The 19723-nt window shown below is 73.6% G+C and carries 20 protein-coding genes; 5 read left to right on the forward strand and 15 right to left on the reverse strand.

Annotated elements, in window-relative coordinates; all coding sequences use genetic code 11:
- Positions 1-45: 45 nt before the first annotated feature.
- The 10 genes from G7072_RS16250 to G7072_RS16295 form a co-directional block, all read right to left on the reverse strand.
- The gene (locus G7072_RS16250) at positions 46-705 is read right to left on the reverse strand and encodes a class I SAM-dependent methyltransferase (RefSeq protein WP_206063175.1); all 660 of its coding nucleotides are present in this window, start codon (positions 703-705) and stop codon (positions 46-48) included.
- 1 nt (position 706) lies between these two features.
- The gene (locus G7072_RS16255) at positions 707-1348 is read right to left on the reverse strand and encodes an ACT domain-containing protein (RefSeq protein WP_166088209.1); all 642 of its coding nucleotides are present in this window, start codon (positions 1346-1348) and stop codon (positions 707-709) included.
- 288 nt (positions 1349-1636) lie between these two features.
- Positions 1637-2650 carry a sulfotransferase gene (locus G7072_RS16260; protein ID WP_166088211.1) on the reverse strand — a complete coding sequence of 338 codons (1014 nt, stop codon included), beginning with the start codon at positions 2648-2650 and terminating at the stop codon, positions 1637-1639.
- Positions 2651-2746: 96 nt separating this feature from the next.
- Positions 2747-3634 (reverse strand): hypothetical protein, encoded by an 888-nt coding sequence (locus G7072_RS16265; RefSeq protein ID WP_166088213.1) that lies wholly within the window; start codon positions 3632-3634, stop codon positions 2747-2749.
- 9 nt (positions 3635-3643) lie between these two features.
- Entirely contained in the window at positions 3644-4228 is a 585-nt protein-coding gene (gene thpR, locus G7072_RS16270; RefSeq protein ID WP_166088215.1) for an RNA 2',3'-cyclic phosphodiesterase, read from the reverse strand.
- Between the two features lie 53 nt (positions 4229-4281).
- Positions 4282-5418, reverse strand: a complete 1137-nt coding sequence (locus G7072_RS16275; protein WP_166088217.1) for a hypothetical protein — start codon at positions 5416-5418, stop codon at positions 4282-4284.
- On the reverse strand, positions 5415-6068 hold the full coding sequence (locus tag G7072_RS16280) for a sigma-70 family RNA polymerase sigma factor (protein ID WP_240916997.1): 654 nt from the start codon (positions 6066-6068) through the stop codon (positions 5415-5417). The genes G7072_RS16275 and G7072_RS16280 overlap by 4 nt, the downstream gene beginning before the upstream one ends.
- Positions 6069-6196: 128 nt before the next feature.
- Complete coding sequence (gene purB, locus G7072_RS16285; protein WP_166088219.1) at positions 6197-7615, reverse strand: adenylosuccinate lyase; 1419 nt, start codon at positions 7613-7615, stop codon at positions 6197-6199.
- Position 7616: 1 nt separating this feature from the next.
- Positions 7617-8852 carry a phosphoribosylamine--glycine ligase gene (purD, locus tag G7072_RS16290; RefSeq protein ID WP_166088221.1) on the reverse strand — a complete coding sequence of 412 codons (1236 nt, stop codon included), beginning with the start codon at positions 8850-8852 and terminating at the stop codon, positions 7617-7619.
- A 180-nt stretch (positions 8853-9032) separates the two neighbouring features.
- Positions 9033-10307 (reverse strand): adenylosuccinate synthase, encoded by a 1275-nt coding sequence (locus tag G7072_RS16295; RefSeq protein ID WP_166088223.1) that lies wholly within the window; start codon positions 10305-10307, stop codon positions 9033-9035.
- Positions 10308-10549: 242 nt separating this feature from the next.
- On the opposite strand from G7072_RS16295, the gene G7072_RS16300 reads away from it, so the two are divergent.
- Positions 10550-11458, forward strand: coding sequence for a diacylglycerol kinase family protein (locus G7072_RS16300; RefSeq protein WP_166088226.1), 909 nt, complete (start codon positions 10550-10552; stop codon positions 11456-11458).
- Positions 11459-11687: 229 nt separating this feature from the next.
- Positions 11688-12665: a hypothetical protein gene (locus G7072_RS16305; protein ID WP_166088228.1), complete on the forward strand. Its 978-nt coding sequence runs from the start codon at positions 11688-11690 to the stop codon at positions 12663-12665.
- 127 nt (positions 12666-12792) lie between these two features.
- On the opposite strand, the gene G7072_RS16310 is transcribed toward G7072_RS16305, so the two are convergent.
- A complete protein-coding gene (locus tag G7072_RS16310; RefSeq protein ID WP_166088230.1) occupies positions 12793-13284 on the reverse strand; it encodes a DUF3151 domain-containing protein in 492 nt (163 codons plus the stop codon).
- A 162-nt stretch (positions 13285-13446) separates the two neighbouring features.
- Between G7072_RS16310 and G7072_RS16315 the strand changes: the two genes are divergently transcribed.
- A complete protein-coding gene (locus tag G7072_RS16315) occupies positions 13447-14976 on the forward strand; it encodes a helix-turn-helix transcriptional regulator (protein WP_166088232.1) in 1530 nt (509 codons plus the stop codon).
- 109 nt (positions 14977-15085) lie between these two features.
- Here G7072_RS16315 and fbaA read toward each other — a convergent pair whose 3' ends face one another.
- Entirely contained in the window at positions 15086-16114 is a 1029-nt protein-coding gene (gene fbaA, locus G7072_RS16320) for a class II fructose-bisphosphate aldolase (RefSeq protein ID WP_166088234.1), read from the reverse strand.
- A gap of 118 nt (positions 16115-16232) precedes the next feature.
- Between fbaA and G7072_RS16325 the strand changes: the two genes are divergently transcribed.
- Both G7072_RS16325 and G7072_RS16330 read left to right on the forward strand, forming a co-directional pair.
- Positions 16233-17174, forward strand: a complete 942-nt coding sequence (locus G7072_RS16325; RefSeq protein ID WP_166088236.1) for a hypothetical protein — start codon at positions 16233-16235, stop codon at positions 17172-17174.
- The gene (locus G7072_RS16330) at positions 17171-17677 is read left to right on the forward strand and encodes a SigE family RNA polymerase sigma factor (protein WP_166088238.1); all 507 of its coding nucleotides are present in this window, start codon (positions 17171-17173) and stop codon (positions 17675-17677) included. The genes G7072_RS16325 and G7072_RS16330 overlap by 4 nt, the downstream gene beginning before the upstream one ends.
- An 11-nt stretch (positions 17678-17688) precedes the next feature.
- Here the strand turns inward: G7072_RS16330 and G7072_RS16335 are convergent, their stop codons facing one another.
- The 3 genes from G7072_RS16335 to pyrE form a co-directional block, all read right to left on the reverse strand.
- On the reverse strand, positions 17689-18354 hold the full coding sequence (locus G7072_RS16335) for an RNA methyltransferase (RefSeq protein ID WP_166090295.1): 666 nt from the start codon (positions 18352-18354) through the stop codon (positions 17689-17691).
- Positions 18355-18418: 64 nt separating this feature from the next.
- Positions 18419-19114 carry a DedA family protein gene (locus G7072_RS16340; protein ID WP_240916998.1) on the reverse strand — a complete coding sequence of 232 codons (696 nt, stop codon included), beginning with the start codon at positions 19112-19114 and terminating at the stop codon, positions 18419-18421.
- Entirely contained in the window at positions 19111-19665 is a 555-nt protein-coding gene (gene pyrE / locus G7072_RS16345) for an orotate phosphoribosyltransferase (RefSeq protein WP_166088241.1), read from the reverse strand. The genes G7072_RS16340 and pyrE overlap by 4 nt, the downstream gene beginning before the upstream one ends.
- Between the last annotated feature and the right edge of the window lie 58 nt (positions 19666-19723).

Below are 19723 nucleotides of genomic sequence, written 5' to 3' on the forward strand. Positions count from 1 at the left end.
CCGGGGGTCGGACCAACGACATGAGACAGGTGTCTCACGGCCCGCTCAGGACCCGGCGTCGTCGCCCGTGCGGTTGTCCGGGTCGTCCTCGGGGTCGGGGCGGACGTGCACGCTCAACGAGTAGCCCCCGTTGTCGTACCCCTGCCCCTCCCAGCCGGCGTGGTGCCCGACCAGGTGCAGACCGGCGGCCGAGCACGCGGCGTCGTACGTCGCGAAGGGCACCTCGAGCGCGCCCTCGGGCAGGTGGTCGGCGTCGAGGCCGTAGCCGCAGACCAGCAGGCCGCGGGGCGCGAGGTGCGCCGACAGGCGGGCGCAGACGGCGTCCAGGTCGGCCTCGACGAAGGGCACGACGTTGCCGGCCATCACGACCAGCTCGAAGGTCGTCGCGAGGTCCAGGTCGGCCAGGTCGGAGACGACCCAGGTGACGCCGGGCGCCCGCTCGCGGGCCACGTCGACCATCGCGGGGTCGGCGTCGACACCGGTGACGTCGTAGCCCTCCTCGGCCAGGCGCTGCGCGACCCGGCCGGTGCCGCAGCCGGCGTCGAGCACCCGGGCGCCGTCACCGAGCAGGGGCCGCAGGAACGCGACCTCGCCGTGGACGTCGGTGCCCGTGGCGGCCAGCTCGTCGAAGTGCGCGGCGTAGACGTGCGCGTAGTCGGCGCCGTGCCGCTCGCGCAGCGTGCGCTCCCAGAGCGAGTCGGCCACCTCAGGCGCGCCGGATGGTGACGGCCAGCGCGGCCAGGTGGGCCAGCCGGGCCAGCTCGGAGTCGAGGATCTCAGGGCCGCCGCGGCGCCCGGTCACGATGATCTCGTCACGGTCCAGGGGCATGCCCGCCACGACGTTCTCGTTCAGCTGCGACCAGCCCGGCTCGACGTCGAGGCGGCCGGCGCGCTTCATGGGGAACCACGCCGCCTGGTCGTCGCCGAGGTCGGGCGCCGCCGAGGTGGCGTGGACCTGCTTGACGCCGGAGTCGGTGCGCGCGAGGCGCATCGCCCAGTCGGTGCGGAACGCGACCGGCAGCATGTCGACGAGGATGTCGTAGGCCGCCTTCGGCTCCTGGGTCAGCTGCTCGACGACCTCGAGGTCGAGGAACAGCTGCCCGCCGGCGGCGTACCGGCTGATCCACAGCACCTGGACACCGTCGAGCTGGTTGCACGCGGAGACCACGGAGTCGGGCATCACGCCGTGGGCCATCTCGAGGAGCACGTCGTCGACGGCCGTGCCCTCGCCCCGGTGCTCGACGATCTCGATGGCCTCGATGTCGCCCCCGGCCTCACCGATGGCGCTCGCGACGCGACCCAGCGAGCCCGGCACGTCGGGCAGCTCGACCCGCAGCAGGTAGGGCACGGGAGTCCTCCTCGCACGGCGGGCAGCTCGTCGCTGGTGCTGCCGCCGTCGGCCGGCGGTCGGCAGGTCGGGTCGGGTCAGGTCGGGGTGAACGCCCGATCGGGACGTTCGGCCCGACCCTATCGCTCCCGCGTTTCGGCGAGGTTGCTCGTCCCCGGTCCGGGGACCGGAGCGCGGACGTCCCCCGTGGCGTCCGCGCTCCGGTGGTCTGGTCCGGTGCGCACCTCGCGCCCGGCCGGTCCCGGCGGTGGTCGGCCCGGGGCGTTGCCCGGTGCCGACCGGCGCCCGTCAGCCGACGGGTTGGCTGCGACCGGCGCGCCGCGTCGCGAAGGTGTCGCCGTCGCGGTGCGCCCGCCAGTCGGCGAAGGACTCGCCGGTCACCTTCTCGAGCAGGTCGATGTCCTCGAGGAACGGCACCTGCAGCGCGGAGCGCTGCTCCGGAGTCAGGCGCGGGCGGGCCGGGTCGCCGCGGCCGTGCAGCTGGCCGATGATCGGCTTGCTCACTGCCCGCCAGTGCTGCGGCGGGAAGTGCGCCCCGAGGCGGGCACCGGCCCGCAGCACCGGACCGAGGACGCGCGTGCGGGCGCTCGGCACCACGAACGGACGGGAGTTGCCGGCCGGCACCTCCGTGAGCACGCCCTGGCTGACGCCGAGGAACGCGCAGACGCGGTCGAGCGTCGCGGCGGGCTCCTCGACGAGCTCGCGGTAGCGCAGCAGCAGGACGCGGTCGTGCTCGACGTGCTGGTAGAGGTCCTGGAGCTGGCGGCCGTACATGCCCAGCGAGCGGTAGTGCCAGAACGGCGCCCACCCGGCGTCGATGCGCTCCTGCTCGCGCGCGCAGGCCTGGAGGACGTCGGCGCACGGCTCGAGCCCGTCGACCCAGAGGTGCTGCCAGTTGGAGTAGGCGCGGTCGACGGGGTCGCGCAGGACGGCGACCAGCTTGGCGTTCGGCAGGTCCGCGGCGATCCGCCGCCGCGCGTCGCGGTGGTAGAGGTAGAACGGCGTGCTCTCGCCGGTGCGCTGGTCGTCGCGGGCGTCGGCGAAGAGGTCGAGGTAGCGCTGCCGCTGCCAGACCCACTCCCGGTTGCTGTGGGCGTCGCCCGGGCCGGTGTACGCCGGCGGGAGCGAGTCCCCGCACAGGTAGTACTTCGGCTCCTTGACCGGGCTGAGGTAGAGCTCCGGGTGCTCGGCCAGCGCGGCGTGCAGGGCGGTGGTGCCCGCCTTCGGCGCGCCCACCAGCAGGAAGTCGGGGAGCCGTCCGCCTCGGGAGGCACGGGCGGAGGACAGGACGCGCGGCGACATGGCCCTAATGTATATCTAGTCGATCGACTTACCAACCTTTGTCCACCGGTTGTGGACAGGCCTGGGGATAACTGCCGGCAACCCGCCTGGACGGGGTCAGGGAGCCAGCACCGTGACGAGGTCGTGGGCGCCGTCGGGACGGGCCACCTCGGCGTACCAGCGGCTGCCTCCGCCGGGCAGCGGCACCACGGCGGCGTAGCGCAGCGCCCCGTCGGAGTGCGACGAGACGAGGGCCGGCTCCGGGTCGGCGACGAGGCCGCCCGCTCCGTCGGCGCGCGCGACCCCGGTCACCTCGTGCCAGTTGTCCTCGGCCCGGGCGCGGCCGTCGTACAGCACCGTGAGGGGCTCGGCGCTCAGCAGCGCGGTGACGCGCGCGCCGCGCGCGTCCCAGGCGCCGGGCGTGGGGCGCAGCACGGTGCCGTGCCCGGTCCAGGTGAGCCCGTCGTCGCTGGTGGCGTACGCCGTGGTCATCCGGTCCTCGTGGCCGGGCTCGTCGAGGGGGTGCACGCAGACCCACATCTGCCAGGTGCGGCCGTCGTGGACGATGACCGGGTCCTTGACCGCCTCGGTCGCGGACCCCGGCAGCACCAGCGTGCGTGAGCCCGTCGGCAGCTCCTCGGGGGTGTCGGCGTCGAGTGCCTCGATCCACCAGTGCTTGGTGCCCGGGGTCGCGCAGGAGAGGTAGAGGCGCCAGCCGCCGTCGGGGCGTCGTACGACCACCGGACGCTCGAAGGACTCGGCGCCGAACTCCTCGCGCGCGACCTCAGCGACCGTCTCGAACGTGACGCCGTCGTCACTGCGGGCGACGACCACCGCCACGCCGCGCCCCTCCGCCAGCGGGCGGCGGACGCGGTAGGTCAGCCAGAAGACGCCGTCCTCGAGCACCGCGCTGGCCGCACCCGACCAGTTGCCCGGCCCCGGACCGGGGGCGGCGACCACGACGGTCGCGTCGTCGAAGGACGGGAGGGCGAGGGTGGTCGTCATGGTCAAAGACTACTCAGCGTGTCGACTTTCACGCGTCGCGACGAGCCCGAAGGTGGCCACCGGCTCGTGGCGGGGCCGGTTGCGCGGCCCCTCGCCGAGGTGGGAGGCGACCAGCTCGACCTCGTCGACGGTCCAGGTCGGACCGTCGTAGGCGCCGAGCACCCGCAGCCACCGGGTCGCCTCCACCGGCCGGTTCATCCGCGCCAGCGTCAGGTGGGGCACGAACGCCGCCCCGTCCGGCGGTGCCCCCGAGGTCGCCGCGGCGTTCCGCGCACCCACCGCGAGCCGGTCGAGCTCGACCGGGTCGTCGGCCCGCACGTCGGCGTAGAGCACCTTGGCGCGGGTCGGGTCGGGGAAGGCGCCGCCGCCGGCCAGCCGCAGGTCGAAGGGCCGTCGACGGGCTGCGGCCTCCCCCAGCCGCTCCTCGAGCTCGTCGCGCGAGCGGTCGGGCACGTCGGCCATGAACGCCAGCGTCAGGTGCCAGGTGTCGGGGTGGGTCCACCGCAGCCGGCTGGCCTCGCGACGCGGCGCCAGGAAGTCGTCGAGGTCCTCGATCACGTGGTCCGGCGGGCGGATGGCGACGAACATGCGCATCCGGTCACGGTAGGCGGCTCGGCGCGCGGTTTCCTCCCCCGTTCCGCCCGCGGTCAGTCGCACCCGAGACCCTGGGCGTACTCCCGCGGGACCTCGCCCCGGTCGACCTGGCGGCTGATCTCCCACAGCACCTCGGGATAGTCACCCTCGGCCTCCATTTCCCGCAGCACCGCCCAGTCCCGGCTGGACCGCAGCGCGTCGGCGGCCTCGGTCGCCGCAGCGTCGTCGCCGGCCGTGGTCGCGGTCTCGTACTGCTGCAGCCAGCGGCAGGCGACCGTCCCGGTCACTGCGGCGCCGACCTGGTAGCGGTCCTGGGCGTCGTCGCCGCCCCCGGGGACGTCGCCTGCCTGGAAGCCGGCGGGCACGGGGACGTCGGCGAGCATCTCCTCGATCGTCGCGAGCCGGTCGGCGGGCGCCACGGCGTCACCGGTGAGGGCCGCCTCGAACGTCGCCCGGTCGACGTGGACGAGTCGGTCGAGGAGGGCCTCGTACGCCGCGCGGTCGCCGGCGTGGCCGCGCGCCTCGACGAAGGAGCCGTCCTCGGGGGTGCGCATGGTCGCGTAGTCGCCCGGGCCGTAGGCCCAGGAGGTGGCCGAGCGACCGAGCATGGTGGTGCCACCGAGGCGCTCGAGGCCGCCTCGGGGGTCGTCGCGGTCGGAGAAGTAGGAGTCGTAGGCCTTCGCCGGGTACCAGTTCAGCTCGATCTCGCGGTCCCCCTGCCCCAGGACCAGGGTGCCGAGCCCGCCCTGCAGGTCGACGTAGGTGACCTCCCAGCCGGGCTCGTCGAGGAGCACGCGGGTCTGGCCGACGAGCGTGCCGTCGGGTTCCGCGGCGGTGAGTCCGGCGCCATCGGCGCCCTCCGCCTGTCCTGTGTCGTCGGCCGGGGAGGGCTCCGGAGCCGCGGTCGTGCCGGCGCCCACGGGCGGCTGCGACGGGTCGTCGCCGCGCAGCCAGAACGCCGGTACGGCGACGGCGGCGGCCACCGTCGCGGCGGCGAGACCGGCCGCCAGCCACCCGCGGTGGCGGGAGACGGGGCGGCCGTCGAGGGAGTCGTGGTCCGGGGTACGGGTCGGGACGGGTGTGGCCATGATCGCCTCCAGGAGGTCCTGCCGCGCGCCGGCGAGCGGGAGGGCGGCGAGCTCACCGTCGTCGTACGCCGACCCGCTGGTCTCGTGTCCGTGGGTGCTCATCGGTCTCCTCCTCCGCGCGGTCGTGGCTGGTGGGTGTCGCTGTCTCCTGGTTCGTGTCCGGGTGGCCCTGGATCGTGACGGCCGACGCCCGGCGCGTCCGCGCCCCAGGCGTCACCGAGCTCGTCGCGCAGCCGGGCGCGAGCCCGCGACAGCCGGGCGCGGACCGTGCCGACCGGGAGGTCGAGGGCGATCGCGACCTCGCGCGGCTCGAGCTCCTCCCAGACGGTGAGCGTCAGGACCTCACGGTCGGCCTCACGGAGCCGGTCCAGCGCGGCTCGCACCGTCGCGGTGGCGGCGAGGCGATCGGCGTGGTCCGGCACGGCCCGGGGCAGCTCGTCGCGCAGCCGCTGGCCCAGTCGCTGTCGGCGCGCCCGACCGCGACGGTCGTTGGCCAGGACGCGGCGCGCCACGCCGTACAACCAGAGGCGGGCGTCGTCGCCGGGCGGCACCTCCGCCAGCCGCCGCCACGCGACCAGGAACGTCTCGGCGACCACGTCGGCCGCGCGCTCCGGCTCGTCGACGCGGCGCAGCGCGTAGGCCAGCAGCCGGTCGAACGTGTCGGCGTACAGGGCGGCGAAGCGGGCCTCGGCCTCCTGCCGCCTCACCTGCGCGACCTGCCCGACCCCGGGAGTCTGGGTGCTCGTGTCCACACCCCCTCCTTGTCCGGCTCCCCCACCGCCGTTACCGGCGGTCGGCAGATCCGTTCAATTGTTCGTTCAGAACCCGGTCCGTGGACGTCGAACGAGGTTCTGAACGTTCTTTTGAACGGAATGTGCGGCTAGAGGATCGCGCCCGGGGTGTACGACGCCTCCGCGGGGTGCTGCTCGACGAGCTGCTCGACGCGGGCCACCACGGCGCGGACCTGGTCGACGGCGGCGCCGGTGAAGGCGATCGGCTCGGCCACCAGCGCTGCGAGGTCGGCCGCGGACAGCCCGAGCGAGGGGTCGGCGGCGAGGCGGGCGAAGACGTCGTTCTCGGCCTGGCCGCGGCGCATGTCGAGGGCCACCCCGACGGCGGCCTTCTTGATCGACTCGTGGGCGGTCTCGCGACCGACCCCGGCCCGCACGGCGGCCATGAGCACCTTGGTGGTGGCCAGGAACGGCAGGTAGCGGTCGAGCTCGCGCTGGACCACGGCCGGGAAGGCGCCGAACTCGTCGAGCACCGTCAGGAACGTCTGGAACAGCCCGTCGATGGCGAAGAACGCGTCGGGCAGCGCGACCCGGCGCACCACCGAGCAGGACACGTCGCCCTCGTTCCACTGGTCACCGGCGAGCTCGCCGACCATGGAGAGGTAGCCGCGCAGCACCACCGCCAGGCCGTTGACGCGCTCGCAGGAGCGGGTGTTCATCTTGTGCGGCATCGCGCTGGAGCCGACCTGCCCCTCCTTGAAGCCCTCGGTGACCAGCTCGATGCCGGCCATCAGCCGGATCGTGGTGGCGAGGTTCGACGGAGCTGCGCTCAGCTGGACCAGCGCGGAGACCACGTCGAAGTCGAGGCTGCGGGGGTAGACCTGGCCGACGCTGGTCAGCACCCGGTCGAAGCCGAGGTGGGCCGCGACCCGGGTCTCCAGCTCGGCCAGCCGTGAGCCGTCGCCGTCGAGCAGGTCGAGCATGTCCTGGGCGGTGCCGACCGGACCCTTGATGCCGCGCAGCGGGTAGCGCCCGAGCAGGTCCTCGAGCCGGTCGAGCGCCACCAGCAGCTCGTCGGCGACGGTGGCGAAGCGCTTTCCGAGGGTGGTGGCCTGGGCAGCGACGTTGTGGGAGCGGCCGGCCATGACGAGCGCCTCGTGCTCGCTCGCCAGCCGCGCCAGACGTGCCAGCGTCGCGACCACCCGGCCGCGGACGAGGCGCAGCGAGGACACGATCTGCAGCTGCTCGACGTTCTCGGTCAGGTCGCGCGAGGTCATGCCCTTGTGGATGTGCTCGTGGCCGGCGAGGGCGCAGAACTCCTCGATCCGGGCCTTCACGTCGTGGCGGGTCTCCCGCTCGCGGGCCGCGATGGAGTCGAGGTCGACCTGGTCGACGACCTTCTCGTAGGCCTCGACGACGCCGTCGGGAACGGCGATCCCCAGGTCGCGCTGGGCCTTGAGCACCGCGATCCACAGCTGCCGCTCGAGCACGATCTTGTGCTCGGGCGACCAGAGCGCAGCGAGGTCGGCCCCGGCGTAGCGACTGGCCAGGACGTTGGGGTGGGACACGTCAGACTCCTGCGGCGATGTCGGTGCGGTGGTGGGCGCCGTCGATCTCGATCAGGTCGACGCCCTCGTAGGCGCGGGCACGGGCGTCGGCGACGGAGTCCCCGACGGCGGTGACGGCCAGGACGCGGCCGCCGGCGGTCACGAGGTCGTCGCCGGCGGTGGCGGTGCCGGCGTGGATGACGTCGACGCCCTCGAGCGCGTCGGCCGCGGCGACCCCGGTGATGACGTCGCCCTTGCGCGGGCTCTCGGGGTAGCCGGCGGCGGCCACCACGACGGTCACGGCCGCTCCCCCGCGCCAGGTCGGCGGGTCGACCTCGTGCAGGCGGCCCTCGGCGGCGGCGAGCAGCAGCACGCCGAGCGGCGAGTCCATGCGCTGCAGCAGTGCCTGGGTCTCCGGGTCGCCGAAGCGGGCGTTGAACTCCACGACGCGCAGGCCCCGCTTGGTCAGCGCCAGCCCGGCGTAGAGCAGGCCCGAGAAGGGCGCCCCGCGGTGGGCCATCTCCACGACGGTCGGCTCGAGCACGCGTCGCCGTACGTCCTCGACGAGGTCGTCGGGCGCCCACGGCAGCGGCGTGTAGGCGCCCATGCCGCCGGTGTTGGGGCCCTGGTCGGCGTCGAGGGCGCGCTTGAAGTCCTGCGCCGGCTGCAACGGGTAGACCGTCTCGCCGTCGGTGATCGCGAAGAGGGAGACCTCCGGGCCGTCGAGGTACTCCTCGATGACGACGCGGACGCAGCCCTTCGCGTGGGCGACCGCCTCGTCGCGGTCCTCGGTCACCACCACGCCCTTGCCGGCGGCCAGGCCGTCGTCCTTGACGACGTACGGCGCCCCGAAGGCGTCGAGCGCGTCGGCGACCTCCTCGTCGGTGTCGCACACCCGCGCCATCGCGGTCGGCACCTCAGCGGCGGCCATGACGTCCTTGGCGAAGGCCTTGGAGCCCTCCAGCCGGGCGGCGGCGGCGCTCGGGCCGAAGCAGGCGACGCCGGCCTCGCGCACGGTGTCGGCCACGCCGCCGACGAGCGGCGCCTCGGGCCCGACCACGACGAGGTCGACGCCCAGCCCGGTGGCCAGGGCGGCGACGGCCGGCCCGTCCATCGGGTCGACGGGGTGCAGGGTGGCGCACGCAGCCATCCCGGGGTTCCCCGGAGCGGCGTGGACCTCGGTCACGTTCGGGTCGCGGGACAGCGCCAGCGCCAACGCGTGCTCGCGGCCCCCACCCCCGATCACCAGCGTCTTCACGGGCCCCAGGCTAGTCGCCGTACGACGACCCGCCGACACCCGCCGGGGCCCGCCCCCCTTCATGTAACGCGGGGTTATGGACGGGTGCCCTGGCGCTGACGCCTTGGTCCCCGTCCATAACCCCGCGTTACATGGGGGTCCGAGCCTCAACGACCCCCGCGTTGGATGGGGGTCCGGGCCTCAGCGCAGGACGATGCTCTCCTCGCGGCCCGGGCCGACCCCGACGCCCCAGAACGGCGCCCCGGAGAGCTCCTCGAGCCGACGGATATAGGCCTGGGCGTTGGCGGGCAGCTCCTCGAAGGTGCGGCACCCGGAGATGTCGGACTTCCAGCCGGGGAGCATCTCGTAGACCGGCTTCGCGTGGTGGAAGTCGGTCTGCGTCATCGGCATCTCCTCGACCCGCTCGCCGTCGATCTCGTAGGCGACGCAGACCGGGATCTCGTCCCAGACCCCGAGGTTGTCGAGCTTGGTCAGGAAGAACTCGGTGAGCCCGTTGACGCGTGCGGAGTAGCGGGCGATGACGGAGTCGTACCAGCCGCAGCGCCGCGGGCGACCCGTCGTCGTACCGAACTCCTTGCCGACCTCGCGCAACGTGTCGCCGTCGGCGTCGAGCAGCTCGGTCGGGAACGGGCCCGACCCGACGCGCGTCGTGAACGCCTTGATGACGCCGATGACGCGGTCGATGCGCATCGGCCCGATCCCGGCGCCCGCGCCGACGCCACCCGCGATCGGGTTCGAGGAGGTGACGAAGGGATAGGTGCCGTGGTCGACGTCGAGCATGGTCGCCTGGGCGCCCTCGAAGAGCACGGTCTGCCCCTGGTCGAGCGCGTCGTTGAGCACCAGCGAGGTGTCGGCGACCAGCGGCTTGAGGCGGTCGGCGTACTCCGCGATCTCCTCGAGGATCTCCTCGACGCTGATCGCTCGACGGTTGTAGACCTTCACCAGCAGGTGGTTCTTCATCTCCAGCGCGGCCTCGACCTTGGCCCGCAGGATCTTCTCGTCGAAGACGTCGGCCACCCGCACGCCCACGCGGTTGATCTTGTCGGCGTACGCCGGACCGATGCCGCGCCCCGTCGTGCCGATCTGGTTCTTGCCGAGGAAGCGCTCGGTGACCTTGTCGATCGCGGTGTGGTAGCTCGTGATCAGGTGCGCGCTGCCCGAGATCAGCACCCGCGAGGCGTTGACGCCGCGGGCCTCGAGGCCGTCGATCTCGTCGAAGAGCACTCGGGCGTCCATGACGACGCCGTTGGCGATGACCGGCGTGCAGCCGGGCGTCAGGACGCCGCTCGGCATCAGGTGGGTGGCGAACTTCTCGCCGTCCACCACGATGGTGTGGCCCGCGTTGTTGCCACCCTGGTAGCGCACGCAGTAGTCGATGCTGTGGCCCAGCAGGTCGGTCGCCTTGCCCTTGCCCTCGTCGCCCCACTGGGCGCCGAGCACCACGATGGCTGGCATGTCACTCCTCGGTCGGCGTCGCGCCCCGACCGCGCCCGGGACGCGAAGGAGCCCCGTCGGCGCAACAGCACCCGGGGCTCTTGCGACCCAACGCTAACACCGGCGCGCCCCGGCCGCCGGGCTCGTCCGCGCCGCGGGCCCCGGCGCCTGCGTCCGTCGTCACCGCAGTACGCCGCTGCGCGGGTCTGCCGCGTCGGTCACAGCACCTGCGGTGCTCGCCGTCACAGGAGTAGGTTCCGCTCGTGAACCGCATCCTGCTCGTGACCAACGCCGCTGCCGGCACCAACGAGCAGGAAGCCGTCGACGCCGCCCTCGACGTCCTCCGCAAGGGCGCCGAGGTCGAGGTCGCCGCCACCAGCAGCCCGGAGGAGCTCGACGAGGTCGTCGCGGGTCTCGACGGTCGCACCGTGGTCGCCTGCGGGGGCGACGGCACGCTCCACGCCGTGGTCAACGCCCTGTCCCGCGCCGGCGCGCTCGGCTCGACCGACTTCGGGCTGATCCCGCTCGGCACCGGCAACGACTTCGCCCGCGGCATCGGCCTGCCGCTGGAGCCGGACGCCGCCGCAGCGGTGATCAGCGGCGGCCGGACCGTCGCCACCGACCTGATCGTCGACGACGAGGGCACGGTCGTGGTCAACAACGTGCACCTGGGCGTGGGGGCGCAGGCGAGCCGCCGGGCCGAGAAGTGGAAGCCGCGGTTCGGCAAGATCGGCATCGGCAAGGTCGGCTACCTCGTCGGGGCGCTCGACGCGAGCCTGCAGCCGAAGTACCTCAAGGTGGAGGTCACCGTCGACGGCACCGTCCTGCAGGGCCGCGAGCTCACGCGGGGCCACCGGGTCGCCCAGGTGGCCATCGGCAACGGCTCCGACGTCGGTGGCGGGACCCAGCTGATCCCCGGCGCCGACCCGGAGGACGGCAAGCTGTCCGTGATCGTGTCGCGGACACGCGGCACCTGGTCGAAGCTCTCCTACGCCGCCCGCCTCCGGCTCGGCACCCACAACCTCATGAAGGAGGTCACCGAGGTGACCGGCACCGAGGTGCGCGTGCGGGGCGAGCGGTTCTACTGCGTCGCCGACGGCGAGATCGCCGGTCCCTACACCGACAAGTCCTGGTCGCTGAAGCGCGGGGCGCTCTCGATGTTCCGCCCCTGACCCATTTGCCCCCCGGCCCCATGTAACGCGGGGTTATGGACGCCCCCCAAGGCGCATGACGCGTGGGAGGCGTCCACAAGCCTTGGTCAGAACCTCTCGGGGGGCACGCAGGCGACCTGGTCGTCGTACGACGAGCCAGGTGTCGTCCCCAACCCCCGCGACCTCGGAGTTGTCCCCCGCGCGACCCGAGCCCGCCCGACGGCCTCCCGGCCCGACGCAGGGTGCGGGCATGACGAACCTCCCGCCCACCCTGGCCGCCCTCCGGACCCGGCAGTGCGGGCTCTTCACCCGACGTCAGGCCGTCGACGCCGGGTGCACCGAGCGCGAGGTCAAGACGCGCACGGGCGCACGGGGCGACTGGGCGACGGTCCGGCGCGGCGTCTACACGCTCCGCACGACGTGGGACCACGGCACCCCGCGCACGCGGTACGTCATGCGCGTGCACGCCGCCGTCCTGGCGGCCCGCACGCCCGTGCTGCCCAGCCACGCCTCCGCGGCGGCGCTGCTCGGCATGCCCCTGCGGCCGCGGTGGACCGAGCTCGTCCACGTCACCCGCCCCGGCGTGGGCGGTGGCCGGGTCGAGGGCGGCGTGAGCCACCACGTCGCGGCGTACGACGAGCGCGACGTCACCCTCGTCGGTGACGTGCCGGTGCTGGGCCTGGCGCGGACCGCCGCCGACATCGGGCGCGAGCTCAGCCTGGAGGACGCCGTGATCGCGGCGGACGCGGCGTTGCGGCTCGGCAGCACGCGCGAGGAGCTGTGGGCGGCCACGGAGCGGATGTGGTCGTGGGCCGGGATCACGACGGTCCGCGCTGCTCTCGAGATCGCCGACGGCGGCGCCGAGAATCCCGGTGAGTCGCTGCTCCGGCTGGCCGCGTTGGAGGCCGACATCGGTCCGGTCGAGACGCAGTTCCACCTCACCGACGGCCACCGCAACGCCTACACCGACCTCCGCGCAGGGCGGCTGCTCATGGAGTTCGACGGCGAGGTGAAGTACCTCGGGCGGGACGCCGGCGGCGTCGCGGACCGCCCGGCCCACGAGGTCGTCATCGAGGAGAAGAAGCGCGAGGACTGGTGCCGCAGCCAGGATGGTGGCTACGGCATGTTCCGAGCGGTGTGGTCGGAGGTGCTGGGGCGACGACGCTCGGACACCGCGCGACGCGTGCGGGCGGCGTACGTCCAGGCCGAGCGGCTGTACGGCGGCTGACGCGCGGCGCGTCGTCCGACCGAGGCTTGTGGACGCCTCGCACGGGTCACGACCCTTGCGAGGCGTCCATAACCCCGCGTTACATGCGGAAATCAGGCGGTGGCAGGCGCGGGGAGGGTGCCGGAGGTCAGACGGTGAAGCCGAAGTGCGCCGCGGCCTCGGGCGACGAGTCGCGCAGGAACGTCGCGCAGCGGCCGGCCTCGCCGGAGCCGATGACGCCCACCGGCGTGCCGGCGGCCTGCTCCTTGTCGGCCGCCTCGGCGGGCGCGTCGATCGAGCCCTCCCCGATCGCAGCGGCCGAGCGAGCCAGCAGCGCGAGGCAGGTCAGGAAGCCGCGGTTGGGCTCGTGCGCCCACGGCACGGGGCCGGTGCCCTTCCAGCCGTTGCGGCGCAGCATGTCGAGTGAGCGGTGGTAGCCGACGCGGGCGTAGGCGTAGACCGTGAGCTCCTCGGCCCCGGCGTCACGCGCCTGCTGGGCCAGGGCCGCCCAGGCGGTGGGGGACTCCGGGTGCGCCCGGACCACGGCCTCCGGGGCCGCACCGCCGGCGAGGTCCGCGGCGGCGGGGTCGGCGGGGAGGTGGGTGGGCGGGGGTCCGGCCATGAGGTCCTGGAAGGTCATGGCCCCAGTGTGCATCGTGCGTGAAGGAACCCAGTTACCCGCTCTCCCTCCCGTTCACACCTGAGGGCTGCGATACTGACCACGCCGACCCAGGGCGGGCGCGGTCGAACCGGCTGCCACACGCCGGGACGGTCGTGAGAAGGCACGGACAGAAGGACAGCGATGCGTCGTCAGGAAGCGTGGGACACCCTGCGCCACCTCGTCGTCGAGGGATCCCCGCAGCAGGCGGCCACGATGCTGTCGGCCCTGCTCCTCGGGTACGCCGAGCACGGTCGCGACCGCGCCGCGCTGCTGTGCGAGGTCGCCTTCGCCCAGCTGATGGCCGACGAGCCCGACGCCGCCCTCTCGACGGCCCGTCTGGCGATGGACGAGGCCACCCACCGCCGCTGCGCCGACGCCGTCGGCCCCCGGGCCCAGGCGGCCGCGACGCTGGCCCTCGGGCTGGCCGTGCGCGGCCCCGCCCCCGGTACGCCGGCCGCGACGGTGTCCGCCGCGCTCGAGTCGGCCAGCGACCTGCTGCTCGACCTCGAGGTCGACGACCCGGCCGCACCGATGACGACGTACCTCGTCGCCGAGGCCGCCCTGCTCAACGGTCGCTTCGTGGCCGCCGAGGAGGCCGCCTCCCGCGGACGCGCCGTCGCCACCGGCGGCTCGGCCACCGACCCCCGCGACCCGATCGCCCTGGTGCTCAACGAGCTCGTGCTGGCGCGCTCGCTGGTGCTGCGCGGTCGCCGGCGCGACGGCGCCGCGCTGGCCTCCCTGGCCGCCGACCGTGCCGCCCGGATGTCGATGAGCGCCCTCGAGGGCGTCGGGCGGGCGCTCGAGTCCGTCATCGCCGCGGCCGCCGACGACCGCAGCGCCGGCCTGGAGGCCGACCGCCGGGCCCGCCGGGTCGCGACCCAGAACGGCAAGAGCCTGCCCGACATCGCCACCTGGTTGCTGCTCGGCTACGCCGCCTTCCTGCAGGGCCGTCACGCCGAGGCCACCTCGATCGTGGTGACGACCTGCGGCGGCAGCGACCTGCCGCGGTTGCCGTGGACCATGCGGGAGGCGACCTTCGAGCTGCTGGCCACCTCCGCGGTGGCGCAGGAGCGCATCGACGAGGCGTCGGCCTGGCTGGCCCGCGCCAGCCGTGGCGAGACCGTGAGGCGGCCCGACCCGCGCACCTCCGCGGTCAGTGCGCTCGAGCGCCGCGCCGGACGGCTCCACGAGGAGTGGCCGGAGGTGCCCTCGGACGTGGACCTCGCCGAGGCGGTCGGAGGCTGGCACGCGCTGACGCCGCGCGAGCGCCACGTCGCCGAGCTCGCCAGCCGCGGCCTCAACAACCGTCAGGTCGCCGAGCGGCTGTTCCTCACCGAGCGCGCCGTCCGGCTGCACCTCGAGCGCGTCTTCCGCGTCATGGGCATCCACGGCCGCGCGATGCTGCCCGCCACGCTGGCCGGCATCGTCGAGTCACGCACGCTCGCCCCTCAGGTCGCGCTGACCGACCGTCAGGAGGCCGTCGCGGCCAAGGTCGCCGCCGGTCTCACCAACGCCCAGGTCGCCGAGTCCCTCGGCATGAGCGTCAAGACCGTCGAGAAGCACCTGCGCGACGTGTTCGCCCGCTGGAGCGTCAACAGCCGCTCCGCGGTGGCCTCGGCCTGGCACGACTACGCCGAGAGCCGCGACCAGGACAGCGCCAACGCGTCCTGAGCCCGATCCCCGCGAGGGTTGTGGACGCCTCACCAGGGGTGTGACCCATGGTGGGCGTCCATAACCCCGCGTTACATACGGGTGGGGTCAGGGTGGGTGGGGGTGGGGGTCAGAGCTTGTGGCCGGTGGAACGCAGGTTCTCGCAGGCCTCGACGACGCGGGCGGCCATGCCGGCCTCGGCCGCCTTGCCCCAGGCGCGCGGGTCGTAGGCCTTCTTGTTGCCGACCTCGCCGTCGATCTTCAGCACGCCGTCGTAGTTGCTGAACATGTGGCCGGCGACCGGGCGGGTGAAGGCGTACTGGGTGTCGGTGTCGACGTTCATCTTCACCACGCCGTAGTCGAGGGCCTCGGCGATCTCCTGCGGGTCCGAGCCGGAGCCTCCGTGGAAGACGAGGTGGAACGGCTTGGCGCCCTTCTCCAGGCCGAACTCCTGCACGACGGCGTCCTGGGCGTCGCGCAGGACGGACGGGCGGAGCTTGACGTTGCCGGGCTTGTAGACGCCGTGCACGTTGCCGAAGGTCAGTGCGGTCATGTAGTAGCCGCGGTCGCCGTACCCGAGGGCCTTGGCCGTGGCGATGGCGTCCTCGGGGGTCGAGTAGAGCTTGTCGTTGATCTCGGCCTCGACGCCGTCCTCCTCGCCGCCGACGACGCCGACCTCGATCTCGAGGATGATCCGGGCGGCCTGGCAGGCCTGGTGCAGCTCCTCGGCGATCTGCAGGTTCTCGTCGAGGGGCACCGCCGAGCCGTCCCACATGTGGCTCTGGAACAGCGGCTCCTGGCCGTTCTTGACGCGCTCGGCCGAGATCGCGAGCAGCGGCCGCACGAAGCCGTCGAGCTTGTCCTTGGGGCAGTGGTCGGTGTGCAGCGCGATGTTGACCGGGTAGTTCTTCGCGACCTCGCGGGCGTACGCCGCGAAGGCGGCCGAGCCGGCCACCATGTCCTTGACGGTCGGGCCGGACAGGTAGTCGGCACCACCGGTCGAGACCTGGATGATGCCGTCGCTCTCGGCCTCGGCGAAGCCGGCCAGGGCGGCGTTGAGGGTCTGCGAGGACGACACGTTGATCGCGGGGAACGCGAAGGCGTCGCGCTTGGCCGTGTCGAGCATCTGCGCATAGGTCTCGGGGGAAGCGATAGGCATGAGGGAGGTCTCCTGGAGAAGGTCGGAGGGTCGCGCTTCACCCTAGTGGCTACCCACCGGTCACCGAAGGTGTGCCGACCGTGACAACGGGGCCGGGGGGTGCTTCCGTCTTGGTGTCATGAGCCGACACCTCTCCGAACCTCCCTACGACGACGCCGAGCTGGCGGCAGCGATCGACGCCTCCTTCGGCGACGGCCCTGCCCCGGCGCCGCTCGACGAGCTGCTGCTCGCCGGACGGCGCGCCCGCCGGCGACGTACGACGACCCGGGCCGCGGTGGGCGGGCTGGTCGCGGCCGGCGTCCTGACGGTGGCCGCGGTCTCCGTCGGCAGCTGGGACCTGACCGGCGCCAGCGGGGCCGACGGCGGCGGCGACTTCGCCACCTCTCCCTCGGGTGCCCCGACGCCCGCACCCGACGAGGCGGGTCCGACGCCGTCGGACGGCGTCACGACGGAGCCGCCGCCGCTGCCCGCCGGGCAGGAGCTCGGCCTGACCTTCGGCCCGGACGGCGCGCTGCGCGCCGACGAGGGCACGGTCGTCGTCCGCCGTCTGGTCGACCCGGTCGGTCTCACCGGGATCGGCGGCGCACGGCGGACCTTCGCCCTGGAGGTCGAGCGCGCGGGGAAGCGGTTCTGGGTCATCGCCCAGTGGTACGGCGACGCGGGCGAGATGATCTCCGCCGACCCGGCCGGCCAGGGGTTCGACCGCTTCGAGGACTGGCTGGCCCACCGCAGCGACGCCATGCTGGCCGATGCCGACCCGTTCGTGGTGCTGCAGGCCGACGGCTCCTTGCGCCCCGCTGACGGCGTCGAGCTGCTCGCCCAGAAGCAGGACCTCGGCTTCGGGCCCCGCTTCTCCGGACCCCAGGACCGCACGGCCGCCGCCGAGGTCCGGGCCGACGGACGCCGGTGGTACGTGCTGGTACGCGACGACGCGAGCAGTCAGCCGGACTACATCACGGTCGACCCGAGGACGAGCGCGGCGACGTTCGAGGGCTTCCTCCTCGAGGCAGCGGAGACGTACTCCGACGAGGCCGACGGCAGCAGCGGAGGCTACCGATGACCCCGGGCCGCCGGTCCGAGGACCGCGACGCCGCGTTCACTGCCTTCGTCGCGGCGCGACGTACCCACCTGCGGCGGATCGCCTACGCCACCTGCGGCGACTGGCACCGCGCGGACGACCTCGTCCAGACCGCGCTGGTCAAGGCGTACGTCGCCTGGCCGACGCTCCGCAAGCACGGCAGCGAGGAGGCGTTCGTGCGGCGGATCATCGTGCGCTCGAACGTCGACGAGACCCGCCGGCCGTGGCGTCGTGAGCGGTCCGGGCTCGACGGCCACGACCGCCCAGCGGCGGGCCCCGACGTCGAGGAGCGGTCGGCGCTCTTCGACGCGCTGCAGGAGCTGCCCGAGATGCAGCGCAAGGCTGTGCTGCTGCGGCACTGGCTCGGGCTCTCGACCGCCGAGACCGCGGCCGAGCTCGGCATCGGCGAGGGGACGGTGAAGAGCCACTGCTCGCGCGGCCGCGAGCGCCTGCAGCGGCTCCTCACCGAGGCCGACCTCACCTGAGACGACAGGGCTCAGCCGCGCCAGGGCGCGCGGGCGTCCGGGCTGTCACCGCCGGACAGGTCGGCGTGCTGCACGACCCAGGTGTGCATCGCGATCGCTGCCGCTGCCGAGGCGTTGATGGAGCGGGTCGAGCCGAACTGCGCGATCGAGAACGTCGCGTCGCAGACCGCGCGCGCCTCCGGTGACAGCCCCGGGCCCTCCTGGCCGAACAGCAGGCAGACCTGCCGCGGCAGCCGGAGGGTCTCCAGCGGCACCGAGCCCGGCAGGTTGTCGATGCCGAGCACCACGACACCCGCCTCGTGCATCGCGGCGGCCAGCGCCTCGGGCGTCTCGTGGTGGCGCACGTGCTGGTAGCGGTCGGTCACCATCGCGCCGCGGCGGTTCCACCGCCGCCGGCCGACGATGTGGACCTCACGTGCCAGGAACGCGTTGGCCGAGCGCACGATCGTGCCGATGTTGAAGTCGTGCTGCCAGTTCTCGATCGCGACGTGGAAGTCGTGGCGCCGCCGGTCGAGGTCGGCCACGATCGCCTCCATCCGCCAGTAGCGGTAACGGTCGACGACGTTGCGCCGGTCCCCCTCGGCGAGCAGGTGCTCGTCGTACACCTCGGAGCCGGGGCCCTCGGGCCGCGGCCCCGGCCACGGTCCGACGCCCACCTCGGGCGGCCCGTGCGGCATCGGGTCGTACGGCGCCCGCCGGTCCTCGGCGGGCCGGTCCTCCGCGGACCCGTGATCCACCGGCTCAGGAGTCGACGGCACGACGCGAGGCTCGGATCGACCGGACCCGCTGCAGGACCCACCAGCAGACGAACAGCACGACGGCCGCGATGACGACCTTCTGGAAGGTGCTGGCGTACTGGTCGACGCGCTCCCACTGCTCGCCGAGCTGGTAGCCGGCGAGCACGAAGACGCTGTTCCAGATCAGGCTGCCCAGCGTCGTCAGCACCAGGAAGACCGGGATCGGCATGCGCTCGACGCCGGCCGGCACCGAGATGAGGCTGCGGAAGATCGGCACCATGCGGCCGAAGAAGACCGCCTTGGTGCCGTGGCGGGCGAACCAGTCCTCGCACTTCTCCAGGTCGCTGACCTTCACCAGCGGCAGCCGCTCCCACACGGCGTACATGCGTCGCCGCCCGAGGGCCGCGCCCAGCGCGTACATCATCAGCGCGCCCACCACGGACCCGGCCGTGGTCCAGAAGATCGCCTCGGCGATCGTGAACGACCCCTGGCTGGCGGTGAAGCCGGCCAGCGGCAGGATGATCTCGCTCGGGATCGGGGGGAAGAGGTTCTCGGCGGCGATGGCGATGCCCGCGCCGGGTCCGCCGAGCTTCTCCATCAGGTCGACGGCCCAGCCGGCGACGCCGGTGAGGTCCTCGCCGGGCGACGCGGTGGACCTCGCGACCGAGGTGAGCGCGACCGTCGCTGCTGCTGCGATCACAGCCCGAGCTCGTCCTTGCCGATGGCGAAGCGGTACTGCAGGCCCGCCTCCTCGACCTTCTCCGCGGCGCCGGTGTCGCGGTCGACGACCACCGCGACCGCCACCACGTCGGCACCGGCCTCACGCAGCGCGGCGACGGCCTCGAGCGCGGAGCCCCCGGTGGTGCTGGTGTCCTCCACCGCGAGCACGCGTCGGCCCTCGACCGGTGCCCCCTCGATGCGCCGCTGGAGGCCGTGGGCCTTGCCCTCCTTGCGCACGACGAACGCGTCCAGGACCGCGCCCTCGGCGGCAGCAGCGTGCATCATCGCGGTGGCGACCGGGTCGGCGCCCAGGGTGAGCCCGCCGACCGCGTCGAAGGACAGGTCGGCGACCAGGTCGCGCATGACGCGACCGACCAGCGGGGCGGCGACGCCGTCGAGGGTGATGCGTCGCATGTCGACGTAGTAGTCGGCGTCCGCCCCCGACGAGAGGGTGACCCGGCCGTGGACGACGGCTTTCTCCTTCACCTGCTCGATGAGGGCCTGCCGGTCGTCGTTCGCGAGGGTGGTCATGACTCGTGACCCTAGTCGGCCACCCCTGCCGCCGGGACCCTCGCACTAGCATCGCGAC

The organism is Nocardioides sp. HDW12B, from assembly GCF_011299595.1.
Lineage (GTDB): Bacteria > Actinomycetota > Actinomycetes > Propionibacteriales > Nocardioidaceae > Marmoricola_A.

Coding starts and splice junctions, on each gene's coding strand:
- G7072_RS16260 (WP_166088211.1), bottom strand. CDS start 2,650: ATGTCGCCGCGCGTCCTGTCCTCCGCCCGTGCCTCCCGAGGCGGACGG.
- G7072_RS16265 (WP_166088213.1), bottom strand. CDS start 3,634: ATGACGACCACCCTCGCCCTCCCGTCCTTCGACGACGCGACCGTCGTG.
- thpR (WP_166088215.1), bottom strand. CDS start 4,228: ATGCGCATGTTCGTCGCCATCCGCCCGCCGGACCACGTGATCGAGGAC.
- G7072_RS16275 (WP_166088217.1), bottom strand. CDS start 5,418: ATGAGCACCCACGGACACGAGACCAGCGGGTCGGCGTACGACGACGGT.
- G7072_RS16295 (WP_166088223.1), bottom strand. CDS start 10,307: ATGCCAGCCATCGTGGTGCTCGGCGCCCAGTGGGGCGACGAGGGCAAG.
- G7072_RS16305 (WP_166088228.1), top strand. CDS start 11,688: ATGACGAACCTCCCGCCCACCCTGGCCGCCCTCCGGACCCGGCAGTGC.
- G7072_RS16310 (WP_166088230.1), bottom strand. CDS start 13,284: ATGACCTTCCAGGACCTCATGGCCGGACCCCCGCCCACCCACCTCCCC.
- G7072_RS16315 (WP_166088232.1), top strand. CDS start 13,447: ATGCGTCGTCAGGAAGCGTGGGACACCCTGCGCCACCTCGTCGTCGAG.
- fbaA (WP_166088234.1), bottom strand. CDS start 16,114: ATGCCTATCGCTTCCCCCGAGACCTATGCGCAGATGCTCGACACGGCC.
- G7072_RS16325 (WP_166088236.1), top strand. CDS start 16,233: ATGAGCCGACACCTCTCCGAACCTCCCTACGACGACGCCGAGCTGGCG.
- G7072_RS16330 (WP_166088238.1), top strand. CDS start 17,171: ATGACCCCGGGCCGCCGGTCCGAGGACCGCGACGCCGCGTTCACTGCC.
- G7072_RS16335 (WP_166090295.1), bottom strand. CDS start 18,354: ATGCCGCACGGGCCGCCCGAGGTGGGCGTCGGACCGTGGCCGGGGCCG.
- pyrE (WP_166088241.1), bottom strand. CDS start 19,665: ATGACCACCCTCGCGAACGACGACCGGCAGGCCCTCATCGAGCAGGTG.